General features: G+C 66.7%; 17 protein-coding genes. 12 read left to right on the top strand and 5 right to left on the bottom strand.

Features of this window, described 5'->3' with window-relative positions:
- Positions 1-301: 301 nt before the first annotated feature.
- From D3226_RS06190 to D3226_RS06205, 4 genes are all read left to right on the top strand, one after another.
- On the top strand, positions 302-2767 hold the full coding sequence (locus D3226_RS06190) for a helix-turn-helix transcriptional regulator (protein WP_202381574.1): 2466 nt from the start codon (positions 302-304) through the stop codon (positions 2765-2767).
- A gap of 242 nt (positions 2768-3009) precedes the next feature.
- Positions 3010-4680, top strand: a complete 1671-nt coding sequence (locus tag D3226_RS06195; RefSeq protein ID WP_202381575.1) for a putative Ig domain-containing protein — start codon at positions 3010-3012, stop codon at positions 4678-4680.
- A gap of 50 nt (positions 4681-4730) precedes the next feature.
- Positions 4731-7301, top strand: a complete 2571-nt coding sequence (locus D3226_RS15025; RefSeq protein WP_202381576.1) for a putative Ig domain-containing protein — start codon at positions 4731-4733, stop codon at positions 7299-7301.
- 362 nt (positions 7302-7663) lie between these two features.
- Complete coding sequence (locus tag D3226_RS06205) at positions 7664-10771, top strand: InlB B-repeat-containing protein (RefSeq protein WP_202381577.1); 3108 nt, start codon at positions 7664-7666, stop codon at positions 10769-10771.
- 85 nt (positions 10772-10856) lie between these two features.
- On the opposite strand, the gene D3226_RS06210 is transcribed toward D3226_RS06205, so the two are convergent.
- The 3 genes from D3226_RS06210 to D3226_RS06220 are packed head-to-tail and all read right to left on the bottom strand — an operon-like array spanning position 10857 to position 14093.
- A complete protein-coding gene (locus tag D3226_RS06210; protein ID WP_202381578.1) occupies positions 10857-11477 on the bottom strand; it encodes an NADPH-dependent F420 reductase in 621 nt (206 codons plus the stop codon).
- The gene (locus D3226_RS06215) at positions 11474-12694 is read right to left on the bottom strand and encodes an FAD-dependent oxidoreductase (RefSeq protein ID WP_202381579.1); all 1221 of its coding nucleotides are present in this window, start codon (positions 12692-12694) and stop codon (positions 11474-11476) included. Before D3226_RS06215 ends, D3226_RS06210 begins: the two co-directional genes overlap by 4 nt.
- Before the next feature lie 22 nt (positions 12695-12716).
- The gene (locus tag D3226_RS06220; RefSeq protein WP_202381580.1) at positions 12717-14093 is read right to left on the bottom strand and encodes an MFS transporter; all 1377 of its coding nucleotides are present in this window, start codon (positions 14091-14093) and stop codon (positions 12717-12719) included.
- A gap of 185 nt (positions 14094-14278) precedes the next feature.
- Between D3226_RS06220 and D3226_RS06225 the strand changes: the two genes are divergently transcribed.
- The 7 genes from D3226_RS06225 (at position 14279) to D3226_RS06255 (ending at position 20489) form a co-directional block, all read left to right on the top strand.
- A complete protein-coding gene (locus D3226_RS06225) occupies positions 14279-15220 on the top strand; it encodes a LysR substrate-binding domain-containing protein (protein ID WP_202381581.1) in 942 nt (313 codons plus the stop codon).
- 36 nt (positions 15221-15256) lie between these two features.
- Positions 15257-16309: an ABC transporter substrate-binding protein gene (locus D3226_RS06230; protein WP_202381582.1), complete on the top strand. Its 1053-nt coding sequence runs from the start codon at positions 15257-15259 to the stop codon at positions 16307-16309.
- Positions 16306-17349 (top strand): FecCD family ABC transporter permease, encoded by a 1044-nt coding sequence (locus tag D3226_RS06235; RefSeq protein WP_337248916.1) that lies wholly within the window; start codon positions 16306-16308, stop codon positions 17347-17349. The genes D3226_RS06230 and D3226_RS06235 overlap by 4 nt, the downstream gene beginning before the upstream one ends.
- Positions 17346-18371, top strand: coding sequence for a FecCD family ABC transporter permease (locus tag D3226_RS06240; protein ID WP_337248917.1), 1026 nt, complete (start codon positions 17346-17348; stop codon positions 18369-18371). The genes D3226_RS06235 and D3226_RS06240 overlap by 4 nt, the downstream gene beginning before the upstream one ends.
- Positions 18368-19165, top strand: coding sequence for an ABC transporter ATP-binding protein (locus tag D3226_RS06245; protein WP_202381583.1), 798 nt, complete (start codon positions 18368-18370; stop codon positions 19163-19165). Before D3226_RS06240 ends, D3226_RS06245 begins: the two co-directional genes overlap by 4 nt.
- Positions 19162-20124 carry a siderophore-interacting protein gene (locus tag D3226_RS06250; RefSeq protein WP_202381584.1) on the top strand — a complete coding sequence of 321 codons (963 nt, stop codon included), beginning with the start codon at positions 19162-19164 and terminating at the stop codon, positions 20122-20124. The genes D3226_RS06245 and D3226_RS06250 overlap by 4 nt, the downstream gene beginning before the upstream one ends.
- A 116-nt stretch (positions 20125-20240) precedes the next feature.
- Positions 20241-20489, top strand: a complete 249-nt coding sequence (locus D3226_RS06255; protein ID WP_202381585.1) for a hypothetical protein — start codon at positions 20241-20243, stop codon at positions 20487-20489.
- Positions 20490-20670: 181 nt separating this feature from the next.
- On the opposite strand, the gene D3226_RS06260 is transcribed toward D3226_RS06255, so the two are convergent.
- Complete coding sequence (locus D3226_RS06260) at positions 20671-21051, bottom strand: DJ-1/PfpI family protein (RefSeq protein ID WP_202381586.1); 381 nt, start codon at positions 21049-21051, stop codon at positions 20671-20673.
- Between the two features lie 65 nt (positions 21052-21116).
- Entirely contained in the window at positions 21117-21749 is a 633-nt protein-coding gene (locus D3226_RS06265; protein WP_202381587.1) for a LysE family translocator, read from the bottom strand.
- A 122-nt stretch (positions 21750-21871) separates the two neighbouring features.
- Between D3226_RS06265 and D3226_RS06270 the strand changes: the two genes are divergently transcribed.
- A complete protein-coding gene (locus D3226_RS06270; RefSeq protein WP_202381588.1) occupies positions 21872-22327 on the top strand; it encodes an Lrp/AsnC family transcriptional regulator in 456 nt (151 codons plus the stop codon).

A 22327-nucleotide genomic window follows, 5' to 3' on the forward strand; every position in this document is an offset into this window, starting at 1 on the left:
TCACCGAGCCGAGAACGACCCTCCGGGGCGCTCGATCACGTGTTCGGCATATCCGCACCGGGGCGGACGGGCACCCGATTTACGGAGGTCTACTCACCTACAAGCCCGCAATCCACCAGAAACCTCGTGGGCAAAGACTAGGTGTACGGGGCGTATCGGGGCAATTGGCGTGAGTATGTGAGGAAAAGGCTCCCCAGTGGGGGCCGCCGCGTGGTGAAATAATCCTGCGCTCGCGAAGAGCTCGTGGACGATTCGTTCACGCGCGCTGCTCCTCCGAGCTCTGAAGAACGGGAGGCAGCACATGCTGGTCTACGGAGAAGCAGTGCAAGAGGTCGTTGCCGCAGTACGGGCACGACGAAACGCTCGGATCGTGGGGCGCCGCCTGGGCGGCCGAACCACCGTGCTGCGTGCAGCTATCGAGTCGCTTGAGAGCAGCGGAACCACGGTTCTCCAGATGAGCGGCGACCAGCTTGCGGGCGAGCACCCGGGCTATGCGCTGCAGCAACTGCGCGACGCGCTCTCGCTCGGCCCTCGACAGCGCGAACTCTCTGGAGTGGTTGATTCGCTTTCAAGCGCGCTGAGTGCGCGAGACGTGATCGCTGTTGACGATGTGCACCTGGTCGACTCGCTCTCGCTTCGTGCGCTGTCGGTGCTGCGGAAACGGGTGGGCGTCGTCGTGGTCAGCACCGAACTTGTTGGGCACGCCCACGATCTCGATTTCCCACCGGTATGGCCGGAAGCCGTGATCCCAATCCCGGATCTTGACCTCGCAAGTAGCGCACTGCTCCTCGAATCCGCCCTTGGACACCCGGTTGAGTCTCGCACACACCTGCAGATCTACGGCAAGGCCGGGGGAAACGCTGGTCTCACGATCGCGCTTGCCGAGAGCGCGCAGTATGCAGGTCTCATTGAACTCGACGGCTCGCACTGGCGAGGTGACGGACGGCGACTCTGGAACAACCACCTGGCGCCGCTCGTTGACGGACTCCTGGCCGAGCTTGCGCCAGAGGAGCGCGAGCTCGTTTCCTGGCTGGCGGCCGAGGGGCCCGTGCTGCACGACCGCGTGGTCGAGCGATTCTCTGAACCGCTGCTTCGCCGAGTGTTCGACCTGCACTATGCGGCCCCCGTAGGCGCACGGGCGTCGCTCCTCGTGCAGGTGTGGCCGCCGTTGCTCGTGAACCGCGCGAGACAGCACGCCTACGTTGGCACATTTCCAGAGGAGGGTCTGAGCGACAACGGGACCCCGGTGTTGAGCGAGGTACCCGGCAACGAACTGGCGCTTCTGGCCCGCAGCTTCGTTGAACATGAAGAGCGCGCAACACGTGCGACGTTCCGCACATGGACCGTCGCGCCGACGCCCGCCAACGCGCTTGCCTACCTGGCCGCTGCCATGGGGGTGTCCAGCGAGATGGAACGAGTGCGCCGTGTGTTCAGCCAGACCACGATGTCACATCGGCTCGGTGACCAGCGCATCCACCAGGCCTTCGCAATGCGTCGCCTGCAGTGGCTGCGCTTTGACGAGCATGACGGCGAGAGCGAACGCGCGATGCTCGCACAGTTGCTCGAACTGAACCCCGGCATGGAGACGTCTCTCAACGCCGCGCTGGCTACCCTCGACATCGCCGATGGGCGAGGTGTGCCCGAGGACATTGCCCGCCTCGAAACACCGCCGAACGATGAGTGGGAACTGGTGGGCCGGATCGCCTGTGCGCTCTCGCTCGGTGACGTTGACGGGGTGCGCCGGGGCGTGGAAAGCGCCACTCACCTCGCCGGGCACAGCGTGTTCATTGGCTTCGTTGAAACGGCGCAACTGTACCTCGAAGGAGAAGTGCGCGAGTCGGTCCGCCGCGCCTTGGAGCAGCGCGAGCTGGCCCGTGAACGGTTCAGCCGCTCTGAGTACACGATGCTGAGCTACGTTGCTGCGGTGGGCGCGCTGTATCTTGGCGACATCCAACTCATGCGCCAGTACGTTGATGAGGGTACGGTTGCGGGGCAGCCCTCAAGCTCGCTCAACATCTTCTACGGCGCGCTTTTCGCACTGGAAGCCGGTTTGGCGCACTACTCCGGCCAAACGCGACTTCGAGACAACCTGCAGCGAGAGGCAGCGACACGCTTGCCCTCGATTGGTCCGGGCATCGGGATGAGCGCAGACTTCTTGGACGCGACCATTCGCTTGTCGGATCAGCCCGAAGAGTTCGCATCCGCCGTTGAAGCGACGGTCGATCGCAGCCTTGAGCTTGGCTACCGTCTTGGTGCGGTGCAGACCGCGGCCCTGAGCCTCACGATCCGGTGGAACGAGCGCATTGCCGAGGCGTTCCTTCGTGCATTCACGATTGCCGCGATTCCCGCATATGTCTCCACCGCTGAGGGGGTGCGGCTCATCGTACAGCGAGACCTGCCGGGGCTTCATGCGTGGGGAGCGACGCTCTCTCCTGACCGAGACGACGCAGAGATGCTGGTGCGTGTGCTCGGGGCCGCGTATCGCAGTGCACGGCGCGAGGAGCTTCCGCTCGCCGAGGTGCTTGAACGCATCCTTTCGACCGTGCTGCAGCGCCGCACAGAGACGATTGCCACCGGAGAGATTGCCCAGCTTCTGAGTAGCCGCGAGCTGCAGGTGGGGCGGCTCGGGGGAGAGCTGAGCAATACCGAGATCGCTGAGCGATTGAGTATTAGCCGGCGCACTGTTGAGAATCACATCGCGAATGGCCTCAAGAAAACGGGGCTGGCAAACCGCAAGGAGCTTGCACGGCTGCTGCAGTCGCTCTAGGAGAGCTGCCCAGCGAATTCCTCAGCGTTCTGAGCTGAACACCTACTGCTCAATTCCACTCCACTCACCCTGCGCAAGAGACGCACGTGATCTCTGCCGACACCATACCCAGCGCCAATATTCGGTGTTGCCATGGATGGTGGAAGTCCTCCGCCAATCGGGCGGCGGGCGCAGAGTGGGAAACGAGGAGCGCGAGCATGGGACTGCGCCGAATTGGGTTTGAACGGATATCGTCTCCGGCGTTGAGACACGGCGCAGTCGTGGTGATTGGTGCGCTGGTAGCGGGCGCGGCTTTCGCGATGGGCGCGGTGATGCCCACTGCGGCGCAGGCGCTCGCCGCAGACCTCGTCGACATTCCTCTGGGGGCAGACACCGGCTTGGGAACAACGACCCCGAATGAGGCAAACGTTGAGCAGCAGCCGGCTCAGCCTCTGGAAACGCGTCAGGCACGAGCGCTGCCCGACGACCGTGAGCGTGTAGAGATCCCCGATCCGATTCTGCGGCGGGAGATTGCGCGAAAGCTTAACCTGAGCCAGTCCTCGACGATCACTCGGGGAGACGTTCGGCGCCTCCAGTCGCTCACTGCGAAAAACCTCGGGATCACGGACCTCACTGGGCTTGAGTTTGCAACGAGTCTGTCCAATCTCTACGTAGATCAAAACGGCATCACCTCGCTGGAGCCGCTGCGCGATCTTCCGAGCATGCGCCAGCTGACCGCCAGCCGAAACCCGATCTCCGATATTTCGCCGCTCGCTACGCTGCCGAACATCAACTGGCTTGAGTTGAACTGGACAGAGATCACATCGCTCGAGGCGCTGCGCGGCAATATCAAGTTGGGGTGGCTTCAAGTTGCATACACCGGGATCGATTCGATTGAGCCGCTGAACGAGAGCACGAATATCGGAAGCCTGTACATCCAGAACACCACTGTGTCAGATCTTGCTCCGCTCGCGGGGATCGAGGGCATCCAGGTGATTTCCGCGCCGAACGCCGAGATCAGTGACCTTGAGCCACTGCGTGGCAAGGAGAAGCTCTTCTTGTTGAACATCAACTCGAACCATGTGACCGATCTTTCGATGCTCGAGACCTGGCCCTCTATTTCGACTGTTGGGTTCAACGACCAGGAGATCGACGGAGGGAACGCGCTGATTCCCGCGGGAGCAAACGAATTCACCCGAAGCGACATCGTGCCGATGTTCAAGATGCCCTTCGATGAACGGCAGCAGGTTGTGGAGCATGCTGCGCCGACCGAAGATGGAGATGGCGCGGTGTGGAGCGACATGGAAGCAGATGCGGATCGCATTGAGGTCTTCCTCTCGAAGCCGGTGGTGCCGGGCGGGCCTCCTTTCTCCGCGACCGTCGAGTTTGCGGTGGAGCGCGCTGAGTTCATGAACGCGGAACCACACGAGGCTGCTCTCGATACTCCGTATGAGTTCTCCTTTGAAGCCACGTCGGGTTTCGTGGTGAACGAAGTTACCCGCGGCACCGGCACCTCCGGCTATTCCATGCTCCAGGGGAGCGTGCCCGGGCTGCAGCTGAGCGCGGACGGCGTGCTCAGCGGTACGCCGACCAGCCGTGGAAGTTTCGACTTCACTGTGCGTGCTGCTGATCGGCACGGGAACGTGCTCGATCGGAGCTACGCCATTGCGGTCGGTGAGAAGCCGGTGACCCCGGAGCCGCCGACGGTTGTGCCGCCGACAACGGAGCCGCCCGTGGTCGTTCCGCCGAAGGTCGATCCGCCGGCCGTGGATCCCGGAGTCACCCCTCAGACCAAGGAAGACGCGAAGGGCGCCGACACACACGTCCTCGCCCATACGGGCGCAGCGGCCCAATGGTCGCTGGCCCTTGCCGCACTGCTGCTCTGTGGAGCTGGCATCTTCCTTGCTCTCCGCGCCAAGCTCCGTCGCCGCTAACACAGATCAAAGGACACTCCTGAATGTTGCTTACTCGAACAAGAAAACGCGTGGCCACGGTGACGGCCACGGCACTGACCCTGGGTCTGTTGCTTGCACCCACGCTGAGCATGTCGCCTGCGCTTGCGGACGACTCCACCAATGAAGAATTGGGGACCACGACTGAGCTGGCTGAACCTGGCCCGCAGACGCGAGCGATCGGACCAGCAAAGGTATCGCGGGTGTTTTCCGGAGTGCCTGCTCAGTTTGGTGCGGGCTCCGCACTCGTGCTCCCTGGGGCTGAGGGCCTCCCGCCTCGAGCGGTTGTGACCTCTTCGTACACGGGCACAGCCCCGATCGTCGATCTGCCGAGCGGAAAAGCTCCGGTGACCGCGGTGACCGGGCTGAACGGAACACACGGCGTCGCGGCCGCCTCAGGAGCCACCTCGGCGGGCGGGCGACTCTTCTTCGTCTCCGTGTTTTCGAACAGCGTTGGTGTCTACGACATCGCCTCGCGGAACTGGGTGGACGAGATCTCGATCCCCGGCGCACAGCCCGCTTCAGTCACTTTCGTGGGCAACCCGGAAGGCACCGAGGGAACTTTGTTCGTCGGTGCGACGAGCGAATCATCAATCTACGGCGTCGACGTTGCGACCGGAGACACGGTGATGGAGGCTCGTGTCCCCTGGGGCGGCTGGATCGGCGGCCTTGCGCCCGGCGCAGACGCAACTGCCCGCTCCGGCAGCTTGCTCGTGGTGGATGCCGGTCTGAAGGGCGAGGTACTCCGCATCGACATCGCGAGCGGTGCCATCACCGAGACACACAAGCTTCCGGCAGCTGGCTCTCCCGACTCGGCGCGCAATATCGCGGTGATCCCGGGGAGCGCTGCAGGAGAAGAACACGTACTGGTCACCAACCAAGAAACCGGCAAGATTCTTCGTTTTGACTTGGCGAACGATAGAGCCCTCACCGAGTTCGCGTACGGTCCTGCAAAACCGTGGCCCTATAGCGATCTGGGTATGTCAGCGGTGGCGTACCTTCCGGGTGAACAGAATGGTCAGGGCACCGTGTTCGGCTTCATGCCGAGCGGCGGAGTTGTCGCCTTCAACGAGACCACGGCCGACGTCGAGTACGTCACTGACTCGCTGGGATACGTGACGGGAGGTATCGGCTTCAGGGCGGTCAGCCCGGGAAGCAGCGACGGTGAGGTGTTTGTCGCAGACCGACTTTCACGCAACATGAAGGTGTACGACACCGCAAGCGACTCGCTTGCTCGAGAGATCACGCTGTCGGGTAAAGACTTCCCCAAGGTCGCCGTGAGCGGTGGCGGGAGTGAGTACTTGATTGTGGGATACGCCGAAGGTCCGGTGGAGATCCGTGACCCAGACTCCGGTGATGTTCAACACACCTTCACGATGCGTGCCGATTCGTTGGGAAGTTCGCCCGACTCAAACCTGATCTTCGTGTCAGAAGAAGCGGCATCCTCGTTTACATTGCTCGATGCGAGCACCGGCAAGACCGTTGGGGTGCACACCCTTCCGTACGCGCCTGGAGCGGTGACCCTTGCTGATTACGCAGGGAGGTCCTCGTACTTCATTCCTGACCGTAGCGGCGGCCGCATTGAGGTGCGTAGCGTCGACACATTCGAGGTGCTGGCATCCTTCACGGGGTTCAGCGCGCCGGTTCAGGCGAGCGTCGCTGGCGGCACGTTGAGCGTGCTTGAGCGTCGCGGCGTACTTCACGACGTTGCGCTCGAGGACGGCACGGTGTTGCGTTCCGTGCGCACAGGGTTCAACGGGGCTGGTGTCGTGTCGGGAACGGACCTGGTGGATGGGGGTAGCTGGGTGTACACCGCAGACTCCACTATGGGCATCGCGTTCACGCGAGTATCCGGGCTGAGTCTTGCCCCTGACGCGCTGCCCGACGGACTGGTTGGCGATGCATATAGTGCTGAAGTCGATGCGTTTGGCACTCCCGCGCCCACCCTTGCTCTCACGGGCGACTTGCCAGATGGGCTGTCGTTCGACACCGCCTCTGGTGAAATCACGGGGACTCCCACGCACGCCGGCACCTTCGAATTCACGGTGACGGCGGCGAACGGAGTGGATCGGGATCAGAGCCGTACCTACACAGTTGTCATCGGTGCTCTACCGCACATCACAACGGACTCGCTGCCGAACTCGACGGTGGATGACAAGTATCGTCACTCGGTCGATACGGACGGTTACCCTGACCCGAGCCTGAGCGTCTCTGACGGTGAGCTTCCACCTGGACTGAGCCTCGATGCTGCGAGCGGAGTGCTTTCCGGCACGGCAACGAAGGCCGGTGAATACAGCTTCTCTCTCACTGCTACGAATGACTTCGGTGCAGACACGAAGCAGTACACCATCTCAGTGGCAGCTGCACCCGTCCCGCCGACTGTCACTCCGCCCGGGACCAAGCCGCCGGTCACGGAGCCGCCCACCACAGAGCCCCCAGTCACACAGCCGCCCGCCGCAGAGGGCAATGGGGACGAGAAATCTGAGCAGCTTCCGGAGACGGGCGCCGCAGGGCTCTGGTCGCTCGGAGCTGTGGCGCTCGCACTCTGCGCCGGGGGAGCGGTGCTTGCTCTACGGCCCAGCCGTCGGAGAGTAAAGGGCTAAGCAGGCCCGGCCCAGGCGGGCGCAGTCTCGCGAAGGGCGGAAGCGGTAGAGAACCTCCGGGTGGGATGTGGCTGATTGTTCGGCCACATCCCACCCGGAGGTTCTTTTGCTGTGAGGTCTTGCGTGGCCGATTCGATCGGAAGAATCGTCGTCGATGAAGTCGTCGCGGCCCAACGAAAGGGAGTGCTCACAGTGATCCGCCTGAGGCACCCACCGGCGAAAGAAGGTGGCACTTACTGGGTACTCAGACGGGGCCGGTCACCGCGTAGATTCGCGCGCTTTGCGCCCAAATTGAGTGTGTCTACTACGTAGACCGTGATGCTTTGCTTCATGCTTTTGTCTGGCCCTCTTACCGTCGAAGTATGGGGCACAACAGAGAATCCGTATTCACCACAAACCGACCACGTCGAGGCACTCGACTCGCTGCGGTGTTTGGTGTGGTCTCCGCGCTACTCGTCGCACCGCTCGTTGCGGGCACCGCGGCACACGCGGCTGCGGCGACGACCGTCGAGACCGCGGAGGAGCTGCGCGACGCGTTCGCGGCTGCGACCACCGACACGGAGATCATGCTGGGCGCGTCCTTCCCCGACGAGCTTTCCGCCTCGGTGAAGCTCGCAAACGCGAGCGGTGCGAACATCGCCGTTGACGGTGCCGGGCACACGCTGCTCGCACCGCCGAGCGGCAAGCACTTCGACGTGCAGGCCGGCGGTGCAGGCTCGGTGCAGCTGCGCAACCTCGCCCTCGCGCCAGCGGAAGGGCGCACGAACGGCGGCCTGCAGCTTACCCAGAATGATGCCGCCGAAGTGACGCTGAGCGAAATGACCATCTCGGATCTCGGTGCGACTGCACTGAACGTCGGGGGATCGGGGTCGGGATCGCTGCGCATCGAGGACGTCACGCTGAGCGGCAACACCGCGTCGTCGGCCGCAGCGTTCTCCTTCGGGCGGAACAACGCCGGCGCTGAGACCGTGATGAACAACGTCAGCGTGACGAACAACGTGGGCGACGGCGGCTACGGCTATTCCGGCGGGGCTGCACGCGCGGGCGCGGGCAGCTCGGGCACGCTGCGCATTGCGAACTCCCTCTTTGAGAACAACACCTTCCGCGAGGGCGGCTCGCAGCCGCGCGGCGGTGCGATCGCGCTGCACAACTCAAACGTGCAGCTGGTGCTCGAGAACGATCTCTTCCAGGGCAACAGCACCTTCTCCGCGGGAACTCCCGGCAGCGCAGATGGCGGCGCAATCTCCGTGTTCAACTCGAGCGCAAACACTTCGGGCTCGCTTCTGGTGCGCAACAGCTCGTTCATCGCGAATGAGGCGGGTGACGACGGTGCGGCGATCTTCATCGAGGGTCGCAACGCCAACAGCAGCCGCCCGTTCCCCGCGAACCTCACTGTGACGAACTCGACCTTCGCGAACAACGTCTCCGGCGACCTCGGCGGGTCCGACACCGGCGGCGCGATCCAGGCCTCGCTGCGCGTCGACGTGAACCTGAGCAGCAACACCTTCGTGGGCAACACGAAGGCGAATGGCCGCAAGGGCGTGGACTTCGGCACGCACTCGACGCTCGACAGCACCGGGTTTGTGCGCCCGATCGGCACGCTGACCAACAACATCTTTACTCGCAACGACTCGGTTGCCGGACTCACCTGCTCCGGAGGCGCCGGGTGCGGGCTGCCGGTCGCGCAACAGGACGCCTTCATGCTTGGCGTGTTCGGCACCGCGGCACCCGTGGCTGCCGAGAACGGCACCACCGTGTTTGCCGGCGACAGCCGTGGCCAGCAGGCAGCCGTACCTACCGTGGCGATCGTGCCGCCGCTCGCGGCAGACACGCACACCGCGTCTCGCGCGGTCGCGGATGCCACGGCTCTGAACGCTGACCAGCGCGGCGTTGCCTACCGTGCCGAGGGCAACCAGGATGCGGGCAGCTTCACCATGGACTACGTGCGCTTCAACGCGACGGAGAACGGCGGCTCGTGGGCCGGCTTGACGCCGGTGCTGCCGGGCGCGCAGGGCAGCTTCCTGAGCGACGCCACTGCCACCGGCGGCTGGTTCGAGGTCGCAGCGCCGGGCGCTCCCGTTCCGCTGCCCACGACCGCGCCAACCCCTCCTGCAGGCACCACATTCCTCGGTTGGTTCGACAGCGCGAGCGGCGGCACCGAGGTGACCACCGCGGTGGCTGCCGGGCAGACGGTGTACGCGCAGTTCTCTGCTGTGACGCACACGGTCACGTTTGACCCTGCCAATGGTGAGAGCACTTTCACCGCGGAGGTGACGGACGGCGACCCGGTCACGCAGCCCGCAGATCCGGATCGTGACGGGTTCACGTTCACGGGCTGGACGCTGGACGACGCGGCGTACGACTTCTCGGCGCCCGTCACTTCGGACCTGACCCTCGTGGCGGCGTGGGAAGAGATCCCCGCCGTGATCCACACGGTCACGTTTGACCCTGCCAATGGTGAGAGCACTTTCACCGCGGAGGTGACGGACGGCGATCCGGTCGCGCAGCCTGCGGATCCGGAGCGCGAGGGATTCACGTTCACGGGCTGGACGCTCGAAGACGCGGCGTACGACTTCTCTACGCCGGTCATCTCCGACCTGACGATTGTGGCCGGGTGGGAAGAGATTCCCGCCACTCTGTACACGGTGACGTTTGATCCCGCGAACGGAAACGACGTATTCACCACCGAGGTTATCGATGGGGATCCCGTGGCGCAGCCCGCAGACCCGCAGCGCGACGGCTTCACCTTCGTGGAGTGGACGCTCGACGGCGCGGCCTACAACTTCACCGCCCCGGTGACCGCCGACATCACGCTGCTCGCTGTGTGGGAGGAGATCCCCGCGGTGGTGCACACGGTGACCTTCGACCCGGCGAACGGTGGTGACACGTTCACCGCTGAGGTGACCGATGGTGACACGGTTGCGAAGCCGGCTGACCCGACGCGCGAGGGCTTCACCTTCGTGGAGTGGATGCTCGACGGCGCGGCCTACGACTTCACCGCCCCGGTGACCGCCGACATCACGCTGCTCGCTGTATGGGAGGAGATCTCCGCGGTGGTGCACACGGTGACGTTCGATCCGGCCAACGGTGCCGCCGCGTTCACTGCTGAGGTGACCGACGGTGACGCGGTTGCGAAGCCGGCTGACCCGACGCGTGACGGGTTCACCTTCACCGGCTGGACCCTGGAGAGCGCGGCGTACGACTTCGCGGCACCCGTGACCGCGGACATCACCCTCGTGGCGGGTTGGGAGAAGGCATCCGTGCCGCCGGGCCCCGGCCCCGGGCCGACGCCTCCCGGACCGACGCCGCCGACCGTTGACCCCGCAACGCCGCAGCAGCCGCTCGAGCGCACGGGTGGGGCGCCCATCGCCCCGGCGCTCGGAGCCGCTGCCGTGCTGCTCGCCCTCGGCGCGGGCCTGATCGTGGCGCGGAAGCGCCGCGCGCAGCCCGACACCGCAGCGGACGCGTAGGCGCAGCGCGATTCAACGCAACGCACAACGGGTGCGGGCCCCGGACAACCTCTCGGTTGTCCGGGGCCCGCACCCGTTGTGCTCGCTACGGCAGCAGGGTGAAGCCCGACTCGTTGCGCGTGCGGCCGAGCGCAGCGAGCGAGATCTGCAGGAATCCCATCGCCTCAAGCTCGCGGGCGCGGGGGAGCGGGCCCGCGTCCACCGCGCGCATGCCGGCTGCTTCGACGAGCTGCGCGACCGCGATCTTCGCCTCCGCATAGTCGCCCGCGTACAGCACCGTGGTAGGGGTGGTGCCGTTCGTGCCGCTCGTGAGCGTGTCGCCCAGGTTCACATTGAACGCCTTCACGACGGCGGTGCCAGGGGGGAGCTGCCGCGCCAGCTCGGAAGCCGTCGACTCGCGCCCTGGCAAGGCGAGTGGCGAGTAGGTGGTGAAGTCGATCGGGTTGCTGATGTCGACCACCACCTTGTCCGCCAGGCGATCGCGATACTGCTCGATGATGCTTGGGTACGCGACAAACGGCACGGCGAGCACCACGAGCTCACCCGAGAGGTCCTCCCCGAGCGCGCTGTACGTGACTCCTGGCCGGTCGCCCGAAGAACTCAGCGTGCTGCGGCGCAGGATCTGGGTGTCCCACCCGGCACGCGCCGCCACCTCGGCGATCGCCGCGCTCATCTTGCCGCTGCCGATAATGCTGATCGAGGTCATGCGACCTGGCTCCCTTCAAACCGCGCGAGCGCCTGCTCGGCAACCTTCTGCGCGTCGTAGTCGAACACCGCGCTGCGGCGGAAATCGCGCCCCACCCGCAGATCAGCATCGCGCTTCGCGAGGTCGGTGAACTCGTGCTGCGCATCGAACATCCAACCGGATCGCCGCGAGCCGTGCTGCAGGATCGCGGTGCGCTGCATGCGCACGGCGGTGTAGCGGCGGAACGCCTCCGGAATGTCTGCCACGGTCTTCGCGGCCTTCAAGAACGTTGCGAGGGCCATGCTGTCCTCGATCGCCTGGTTGACGCCCTGCCCCTGGTGGGGGAGCATCGTGTGCGCGGCGTCGCCGAGCAGCACAATGGGCCCGCGCGACCAGTTGGTCAGCGGCTCGTGATCGAACAGCCCCCACCAGAACGTCTGGTCGATGGCGCTGATGAACTCCTTCAGCTGGGGATCCCAGATGTCCGACGCGTACTCGGCTGCGAGCTCGCTCACCTCGGCCGGGCCCGACCAGGGGCCGTGCAGTGGCCGGTCGCTCGGCACGCCCGCAACGAAGTTGAAGAGCTTGCGCTGCTGCAGCGGGTAACACATGAAGTGGCGCTGATCGCCCATCCACACTTGGCTGATCATGGGCCAGTCCGCGGGCAGACGCGACGCGTCGACCACACCGCGGTACACGATGTAGCCGGAGTACACGGGCTGGGGGAACTGACCTACGGACCTCCGCACGACGGAGTGGATGCCATCGGCACCCACCACCGCGTCGAACTCCTCGGTGACGCCGTTCTCGAACTCGAGCCGCACCCCGGCTCCCGCCTCGTGCACGGCGGCCAGCTTGTGGCCGAGGCGAATGGTGGCGGGGGCCACCTCGGAGGCGAGGACGTCGATGAGGTCGGGCCGGTACATGCCGATGTTGCGGTACTGCTTCGCCGAGTCCTCCCACGCCGCATCGGTGACGAGCTCGCCCATCGACCCCTGGTAGACACCATGCCCATCGGGCACCGCGCCCGCGCACCGCACGCGCTCGAGCACACCGAGAACATCGAGCACGCGCTGCGCGTTCGGCGCGACGGTGACGCCCGCGCCCACCTCGCCGAGCTTGCTCGCCTGCTCAAAGATGGTCACCTCGACGCCGGCGATTCTTGTCAGCGCGATCGCGGCCGTGAGACCGCCCATCCCGCCGCCAATAATCGCGACCCTGGTGGATTGACTGACCATGATGACTCCTTTGAACTGCTGGTCAACGGGTGTGCGCAAGCTCGCGCGCGGGCGCGGGCTGTGAGAACATGGTGGCGCCGGTGGCCTGCTCGACCTCGTGGTCTGGGCCGAGCGGAATGCCTGGCCGGTCGCGCAGGCAGAGCGTCGCAATGCCGCCGAGCAGCGACGCAGCGAGCAGGTAAGCCGACACGGCCGCGGTGGAGCCGGTGGTCTCGAGCAGCATCTGCGCAATCAGGGGCGCAAACGCGCCGCCCAGGATGGCGCCGAGCGCGTACGTGATCGAGACGCCCGAGAATCGGATCGAGGCGGGGAAGATCTCCGAGTACCACGCCGCGAGCGGGCCGTAGGTGAGGCCGAGGCTCGTGGAAATGAGCACGAGCGCGGTGTAGAGCCCGGCGAGCCCGCCGGTGTCGACCAGCCAGAAGATGGGGAACACGATCGCGGCCTGCAGCGCGAAACCGATGAGGAAGGTGGTGCGGCGGCCGATCTTGTCTGCAAGATACCCGGCGAGAAGGGTCGAGAAGAACCACAGGAATGCGGCGACCGAGGCGGCGACGAGCACGGCGGTCGTGTCGATGCTCTGCACGTTGATCGCGTAGTTGTTGAGGAAGCCGCCCGTGGTCATGTACCCGAGCGCGCCGTTGCCCGCGAAGACGAGGGCGGCGAGGAGCACGAGGTGCCAGTGATTCTTGAACAGCTGCACGATGGGCACGCTGCTCTGCTTGCCGCGCTCGGCGATCTCGGTGAACACGGGGCTCTCCTCGACCGAGCGGCGAATCACAAACCCCACAACGATGAGCACGATGCTCACGAGGAACGGAATGCGCCAGCCCCACTCGAGGTACGCGGCGCCGGGGGAGATCACGCCCGTCATAAGCGCGGTCACGCCCGAGGCGAGCAGGAAGCCGAGCGGCACCCCGAGCTGCGGCCAGGACCCCGCGCGACCGCGACGATCGGCGGGGGCGTGCTCGACGGCCATGAGCACGGCGCCGCCCCACTCGCCACCGGCGGACAGTCCCTGCAAGATGCGGAGGACGAGGAGGAGGATGGGAGCCGCGATCCCGATCTGAGCGAATGTGGGCAGCACGCCGATGAGCGTGGTGGCCGCGCCCATGAGCACGAGTGTGATGACGAGCACCGCGCGGCGGCCGATCACGTCCCCGAAGTGGCCAGCGAGGAACGCGCCGAGCGGGCGGAACAGGAACGAGATGCCCACGGTGGCGAGCGAGAGCAGCAGGCCGATCTCCTTTCCCGCGGGCTCGAAGAACAGCTGCGCGAACACGAGGCCGGCGCTCGTGGCGTAGATGAAGAAGTCGTACCACTCGATGGTGGTGCCGATGATGGTGGCAAACGCGACCCTGCGAAGCGAGGTGGGCGCGCCGGAGGCGGGTGTAGACATCGTGATCCCTAACGTCGTTGTCGGGCGTGAACGTGGTGGTGCGGGCAGGCCGGTGAGCGGCTTCCCCGGCGGTCAGGGAGACGCTGCCTCTCAATGGTGGCGGCGATGTCTCTGCGTGTAAATCACAGTAATATGAGGAACTAATTTGGTTTGATGAAAGAAACAGATCGGGATCGGGGATGGTCATGAGTGACGTGAGCCTGCGCCAGCTGGAGCTCTTCGCTGCGCTGCCGAACTTCACCACGCTGAGTGCCGCGGCCGCACACCTGCACATCTCGGAGTCGGCGCTGTCGCAGGCGATCACGGCGCTCGAGCGCTCGGTGGGAGAGCAGCTGTGCGTGCGGCGCAAGGCGCGCGGGCTGACGCTCACGCCAACCGGGGTGGAGTTCGCGCGGCAGGCGCGGCAGATCGTCACCGACACCCGGGAGCTTGTGCTGAGCGCCGGGCGCGGGGAGGAGCTGCGTGGGCCCGTGAAGCTCGGGTGCTACTCGACGTTCGCCTCGAACGTGATGCCGTCGCTGCTCGAGGAGTTTCCGAAGCGGCATCCCGGTGTGCAGATCGAGATTATGGTCGGCACGAACGAGCAGCTGCTCGCCGCGCTCGAGGGCGGGCGGCTCGACGTCGCGCTCGTGTACGACGTGTCGCTGCCCACCGGCCTGCGGAAGCGCAACATCTACGGCACCCAGCTCGAGGCCCACCTGCACCCCGAGCACCCGCTCGCGCGCGCCGAGGCGCTCGACCTCGCAGACCTCGCCGACGAGCCGTACATCCAGTTCGACGCGACCCCGGGCACCACGAACGTGCTCGACGCGTTTGCCGCGCGCGGCCTCGAACCCGTGATCGCCGCGAGCGTCACTGAGATTGGGCTCGTCCAGGCGCTCGTGGCGCGCGGTCTCGGCTATGGCCTGCTCATGTCGCGGCCGAATCTCGTGCCGCTCAGCCTCGAGGGAAAGCCGATTGTCACTCGGCCGCTCGACCCGCCTGTCACCGTGTCGCACGTGGTGGGAATCTGGCCGCGGGACACCTGGCTCACGCCGCGGGCATCGGCGCTGCTCGACTTCGCGGAGGAGACATTTGGGGCGCCTGACCAACGCTCAGAGCAGATCATCAGATGTACTTTAGGCTAGCCTTGGCCACGGAAATTCCCACCGCTAAGGAGCCTCATGTCTTCGCACCACCCCCGCATCGCGCGCCGCTCGCTCGGCGCGCTCGCCGCACTCACCGCCGCAGCGTTCGCGTTCACGGCCTGCGCGGCGTCGCCCTCGGCCACGGAAGACGCGGGCGGGGGAGCAGCCTCGGGTGACGGGGTATTCCCCGCGAGCGTCGAGCATGTGTATGGCACGACCGAGATCCCGGCCGAGCCCACGAAGGTGGCCACGATCGGGTGGGGCAGCTTCGACGCGGCGATCGCTCTCGGTGTGGTGCCCGTGTCGATCGGCAAGGCGACCTTCGGCGGCGACGCCGAGGGCTTCCTCCCCTGGACGAAGGAAGCGATAGAGGACGCGGGTGCGGAGCTCCCCGCTCTGCATGACGAGCTCGACGGCGCCCCCTACGAGGTGCTCGCCGACGCCGGAGTCGATCTGATCCTCGGCACGAACTCGGGCATGAGCGAGCAGGAGTACACGACGCTCAGCAAGGTCGCCCCCACCGTCGCCTACGAAAAGACCCCGTGGGGCACGCCGTGGCGTGACAACACCCGCATGGTCGGCGAAGCGCTCGGCAAGCCCGAGGCAGCCGCGAAGCTCATTGCCGACACGGAGAAGTTCACCGACACCGAGATGGCGAAGTACCCGGACGTTGCGGGCAAGACCGCCATGGTGATCTGGGTGGACGCGAAGGATCCCGGCAAGGTGCAGTACTACACGCCGAACGACACCCGCCTCCAGTACCTCACCGACCTCGGCATGACGATCGCCCCGTCGATCGAGAAGCTCTCGGAGGGATCCGAGGAGTTCGTCTCCACGATCAGCGCCGAGGAGGCCGACAAGCTCGACGCCGATCTCGCCGTCGTGTTCGTGCAGGGTGGCGGCGACCTCTCCACGCTGAAGAACGATCCGCTGCTCAGCAAGATCCCCGCCGTCGCATCGGGCGCGCTCGCCTACGTTGATGACGACGCGCAGCTCATGGCCATCTCCTCGCCCACCCCGCTGTCGATCCCGTGGGCGCTGCCCGCCTACGCGAAGCTGCTCGGCGAGGCCGCCGCACAGGTCAAGTGACCCGCACCACCACCGCACCGCACCGGGGCGAGGAGCGCCGCCGTGCGCGCCTCGCCCCGGTCTGGGTGGTGGGCATCGCGATCGCGGCGGTGGCGCTCGCCGCAGTGCTCTCGCTGACCATCGGGGTGCGCGATGTGCCGCTCGCGTCCGTGTGGACCGCGCTGACCGTTGGCGACACGCAGAACATCGAGCAGGCGGCCGTGCTCGCTCGCATCCCCACCACCGTCACCGGCCTCGTCGTCGGGGCCGCGCTCGGCGTTGGCGGCGCGCTCATGCAGGGGATGGCGCGCAACCCGCTCGCGGATCCCGGTCTGCTCGGTGTGAATGCTGGCGCCTCCCTTTTCGTGGTGCTCGGCATGAGCCTCCTGGGGCTCGAGGCGCCGCTCGCCATCGTCTGGTGCGCGCTCGCCGGCGCCGCGGTCGCCGTGCTCGTCGGCTACGGCGCCGCAAGCGCGAGCCCATCGGGGGCAACACCCGTGACGCTCGCGCTCGCGGGTGCGGCCGTTGCGGCGATCGCCGCCTCGGTGATCTCTGCGATCCTGATCACCGATCAGTCCACCCTGGAGAGCTTCCGCTTCTGGCAGATTGGCTCGCTCACCGCGGGCAACCTCGGCACCATCGCGCAGCTCTCGGGCTTCCTTGGGGTGGGCGCCGTCGTTGCGCTCCTCTGCGCGGGCGGACTCAACGGGCTCGCGCTCGGCGACGACGTGGCGCGCGGGCTCGGCGTACGTGTGGGGCTCATCCGCACGCTCGCCGCGCTCGCGGTCGTGCTGCTGTGCGGCACGGCGACCGCCATTGCGGGCCCCATCGCCTTCGTCGGTCTCGCCGTACCCCACGCGGTGCGCCTCATCGCGGGCAGCGACTATCGCGTGGTCGTGCCGCTCTCCGCGCTCACGGGCGCCGCGTTCCTTCTTGTGTGCGACGTGGTGGGCCGGCTCATCGCGCGCCCCGGCCTGATCGAGGTGGGCATCGTCACCGCGGTGATCGGCGCCCCCATCTTCATCCTGCTCCTCCAGCGGCGGAAGGCGGTGGGACTGTGAGCGAACAGCTCGCCACGCGACTGCGTGGATCCCGATCCGCGCGCGTGCGCCGCGATGCACTCGTCTGCGCAGCCCTCGCGCTCCTCATCCTTGCGCTCATGGGCGTCTCGCTCGTGTGGGGCAACTCCGTCACGCCCCTCGGCGACGTCTTCCGTGTGCTCGCGGGAGAGGAGGTGCCCGGCGCCTCGTTCGTGGTGGGGGAGCTGCGCGTGCCGCGCACCCTCGGTGCGCTCGCCGCCGGTATGGCGTTCGGCCTCGGCGGCACGCTCTTCCAGACCATGCTGCGCAATGTGCTTGCGAGCCCCGACGTGATCGGCATCTCGGCCGGCGCGAGCGCGGCCGCCGTGATTGCGATCGGCCTCTTCGGGGCATCCGGTCTGGTGGTTTCGGGTGTCGCGGTGCTCGGCGCGCTCGGCGCCGCCCTCATCGTGTGGGTGTGCGCGTACCGCCGCGGGCTCTCGGGCATTCGCTTCGTGCTCGTCGGCATCGCGGTGGCGGCCGCGCTGCAGGCGGTGATCAACTACGTGCTCACCCGCAGCGATGTGAAGGGCGCGCAGGACGCGGTCGTGTGGATGACTGGGTCACTGAGTCGCAGCCTGTGGGATCAGCTCGGCCCCACCCTGCCCGTGCTCGCCGTGCTCATCGCCGCGGGGTTGCTCGCCGCCTCCCGACTGCAGACCCTGCGTCTCGGCGACGACACCGCGGCGGCGCTCGGCGTGCGCGTCCAGTGGGCGCGGCTCGGCATCATCCTCTGCGGCGTGCTGCTGATTGCCGTGGCCACCTCGCTCACCGGTCCGATCGCGTTCGTCGCCTTCCTCGCTGGTCCGATCGCCATGCGACTCGTGCGGCGGCCGGAATCCGTGCCGATCGCCGCGGCGCTCGTTGGCGCGCTCCTGGTGCTCGGTGGCGACGTGGTGGCCCAGCACCTCGCGCCGGCGGTGCTGCCCGTCGGCGTGGTGACGGGCATTCTCGGCGCCCCCTACCTCCTGTTCCTGCTCATGAGAGGACGCACCCGCGTATGACTCACTCGCTTCTCGCGCGCGAACTTGTTGTCGGTTACGACGCGGAGCCCATCATCGATGGGCTCGACCTCGAGCTGCCCGGCAGCGGGGTCACCATGATCGTGGGCGGCAACGGCTGCGGCAAATCGACGCTGCTGCGCGCGCTCGCCCGGCTCCTGCGCCCGCGTGGGGGATCGGTGCTGCTCGATGGCCAGCAGATTTCGCAGCTGTCCACCAAGCAAGTGGCGCGCATCATCGGCCTGCTGCCGCAGGCGCCCATTGCGCCCGACGGCATCACCGTCGCCGAGCTCGTGGATCGCGGGCGCACCCCACACCGTGGTGCACTCGGTCGACGCGGCACGGGTGACGACGCGGTGGTGGCCGAGGCGCTCGATCTCACGGGCATGAGTGAGTTTGCGGAGCGCGGGGTCGACGAGCTCTCCGGCGGCCAGCGGCAGCGCGCGTGGGTGGCCATGGCGCTCGCCCAAGAGCCAGACATTCTGCTGCTCGACGAGCCGACCACCTACCTTGATCTCGCCCACCAGGTGGACGTGCTCGAACTGCTCGTGCGCCTGTCACGCGAGCGCGGCACCCAGGTAGTCGTGGTGCTGCACGAGCTGAACCTCGCCACCCGCTACGCGGACCACCTGATCGCCATGTCGGGCGGTGCGATCGTGGCGCAGGGCCGCCCCGCGGACATCATCACCGTGGAGCTGGTGCGCGAGGTGTTTGGGCTCGACACCGTGATCTGCCCCGATCCCGTCGCGGGCACCCCGATGATTGTGCCCGTCGGTTCGGCGCGGAGCGCCGCATGAGCGGGCTCGGCGCCTACCGCTTGTTCCGAGTGCGGGTCATCGCCGCGGAGTGGGTGACGCCCAGCTTCGTGCGGGTCACGTTCACGGGCGACGATCTCGCGGACTTCGGGTTTGTTGGCATCGACCAGCGGGTCAAACTGCTCCTGCCCGACGCGCATGGGGTGCTGCCCGAACTGCGCGGCAGCGACGACTGGTACGCGGCGTGGTGTGCGCTGAGCGCCGCCGAGCAGCCGCCCATGCGCACCTACACTCCGCGCATGCTGCGGCCGGCCGATCCCACGACCGGCACACCCGCGAGCGTGGTCATTGATTTCGCGTGGCACCCCGATCCTGGGCCTGCTGCGGCGTGGGCGGCGCGTGCGCAACCCGGCGACATCGCGGCAATCGTCGGCCCGAACGGCGCGTATTCCGCGACCACGCGCGCGGTCGGGTGGCTGCCGCCCCGAGGCGCGAGCCAGCTCCTGCTCGTCGGCGACGAGAGTGCGCTGCCCGCGATCGCGGCGATCCTCGAAGACCTCGATGCGGCTGCCGCGGTGCGCGTGATTCTCGAGCTGGGCGATCCCCGCGACGCTGCGCTGCTGGGAGACACGAGCGGGGTGACGGTTGAGGTGCACGAGCGAGGCGACCGGCACTACGGGGAGGCGCTTGTCGCCGCGGTGCAGGCGCTCGATGATCCCGCGTTCCACCCGGCTGCGCGCGCTGAGGCGGTGCCGACGGCCCGGCCCGAGCTCGAGGACGTTGACCTTGAAGCGACGGTGCTCTGGGAGGTGCCCGGGCTCGACCCGGAGACGGGAATGCCCGCCGAAGACGATGCCCGTTCGGCCCGCGCCTACGCCTGGCTGGCGGGCGAGGCCGACGCGATCAAGCGCATCCGCCGCGAGCTCGTGGCGGAGCGCGGTATGCCGCGCGACGCGGTGGCATTCATGGGGTACTGGCGCTTCGGCCGCGCCGAACGCTAGCCCGCGTTCGGAGAACTCACAGCTCAGCGAGCAAATCGCGCACCTTTCGCGTCAGCTTGCGCCTCCTTGGTGTGAAACCCCTCGGCTTTCAGCGCGGGGCTTGTTAGCGTGCTCGCATGAATACATCTGGACCAAGATCTTTGCGTGGCGCTCAGCGGCGCTCTGCCGCCGCGCGCCGAGTCGCGGCACCCGCCGGAGGCGCCACCGCAGCAGCGTGGGCGACGCCGAGCGCTCCCACTCCTCCCCGTGCGGCGCCCGCGGAGATCTCCCTGGCCGCGGAGTACCGCCTCATGCTTGAACAGGAACGGCGGGCCTACGCACACCCTCGCCAGGATCTGGACGCTGGCACCTCCGTCGCGAAGTGAGCAGAACGCGCATGTTCGGTGCCACCTTGCGACACCTTCCGGGCGTGCCCTGTTCGGCGGGTCATCACCCTGGTTAATTTGCTCGGGCGAAAGCATCTGAAACAAGAGCATTGCGCGCCACGGGGCGACTCCTCGCGCTGCTGCTCGGGGTCGGCCTGGTCGGGGCAGCCGCCCCCGCAGCCTACGCTGCTTGTTTGTTGGAGGTCGCTCGGTACCCCGTGAGCATGCCAGCCGCCGCGAGCACTGCCGAGCCAGTGCAGACGGAGGTCACCACCGTCGCATGGTTCGCGCGCTCGGTGAGTGCAGTGAGGAAACGGGTATCGGTGACGAGCCGCCGTGTTCCCGCTCCGCCCGGGATGAGGAGGAGAACGCTCGCACGTGCAGGCGACAGGGGCTCCTCCGCAATGACCTCGGCACCCTGTGAGCTGCGCACCGGCCCCGGCTGCTCAGCAACATAGGTGATCTCGTAGTGCTTCGGGAGGGCACCAAAGAACTCGACCGGGCCAAACACGTCGAGCAGCTCGAATCCGTCGAACAGAATGACATCAATCTTGTGGCGCATGCACCCAGTGTGAACTCCTGAAGCGTCCGTTCGCCGAACCGGGTGCGAAAACGGCAAACGCGAACTCAGCGCGCGATGAGCGGTGCGAGCTGCTCGGCGACGAGGAGCAGGCCGATCCCGATCATGGAGACGCCCGCCACCCGGGTGATGACGAGGGCCGCTCGCGGGCGTGCCCCGAGCACGCGACGGGAGCCGTGCGCAATCGCAAAGTAAATGACAATAATGTTGGCGACGTACAGCAGGCCGAGCACAAACATCTGGGCCTCGGGCCGCCACGGGGTCGTGGTCGAGGTGAACTGGGGGAGCACCGCGAGGAGGAGCAGTAGTCCCTTCGGATTGAAGCCGCTCACGCCGGCGCCGCGCAGAAACTGCGTGAGGAAGCTGCCACTTGGCGCGGCGGCGGTGTCACCAAACGCCTGCGCCGGCCCGCGGAGCGTGCCCACACCGAGGAAGACCAGGTAGGCGGCGCCCAGCACCGTGAGGGCGGTGAGGATGATCGGGAAGGCCGTGATGAGCGCGCCCGCGCCCAGCGACAACACCGTCACCATGACGATATAGCCGGACGCCATGCCCAGCACAGACGGCACGACGGCGCCCGATCGGAGACCTGTCGAGATCGCAAACGCCCAGTCGGGCCCCGGGGTGAGCGCGAGCAGTACGGCGACGGCCCAGAACTGCAATACGAGAGTGCCATCCATTGCGTCTCCGCTCCACTGTGCGGGGCACCGTGTTGCCCCGCGTGAAGACTGTACGGAGAATCTCACGAAATGTGCTTCGCTTCTTCGCGTGAATCGCGGGAATCACTGGCAGAATCTCCTACATGGACAAACTTGATCGGGAGATTCTTGCAATTCTGCAAGAGGACGGGCGCATCACGGCCACCGACCTCGCCGCGCAGGTGGGTCTCAGCCTCTCGGCCTGCCACCGACGTTTGAAGGAGCTGGAGCGCTCCGGTGCGATCCTCGGCTACCGTGCGATTGTTGCCCCTGAGCCAGTGGGACTCAGCTTCGAGGCGATCGTGTTCGTCACGATGCAGCACACCGCGCTCGAAGTGATCGCATCGTTCGAGGCGGCGGTGACGGAGATGCCGAGCATCGTCGAGGCGCAGCGCCTGTTCGGGCAGCCCGACTACCTCCTGCGGATCCTCGCGCGAGATCTGGCGGACTACCAGGAGTTCTTCGACACGACGCTCACAGGCCTGCCTGGGGTGCAGCGCCTCACCTCGACGATGGTCATGAAGCAGATCGGCGAGGAGCGGGCGGTGCCGATCCCGTAG

Origin of the sequence: Leucobacter chromiireducens subsp. chromiireducens (genome assembly GCF_016758255.1) — a bacterium.
GTDB lineage: Bacteria > Actinomycetota > Actinomycetes > Actinomycetales > Microbacteriaceae > Leucobacter > Leucobacter chromiireducens.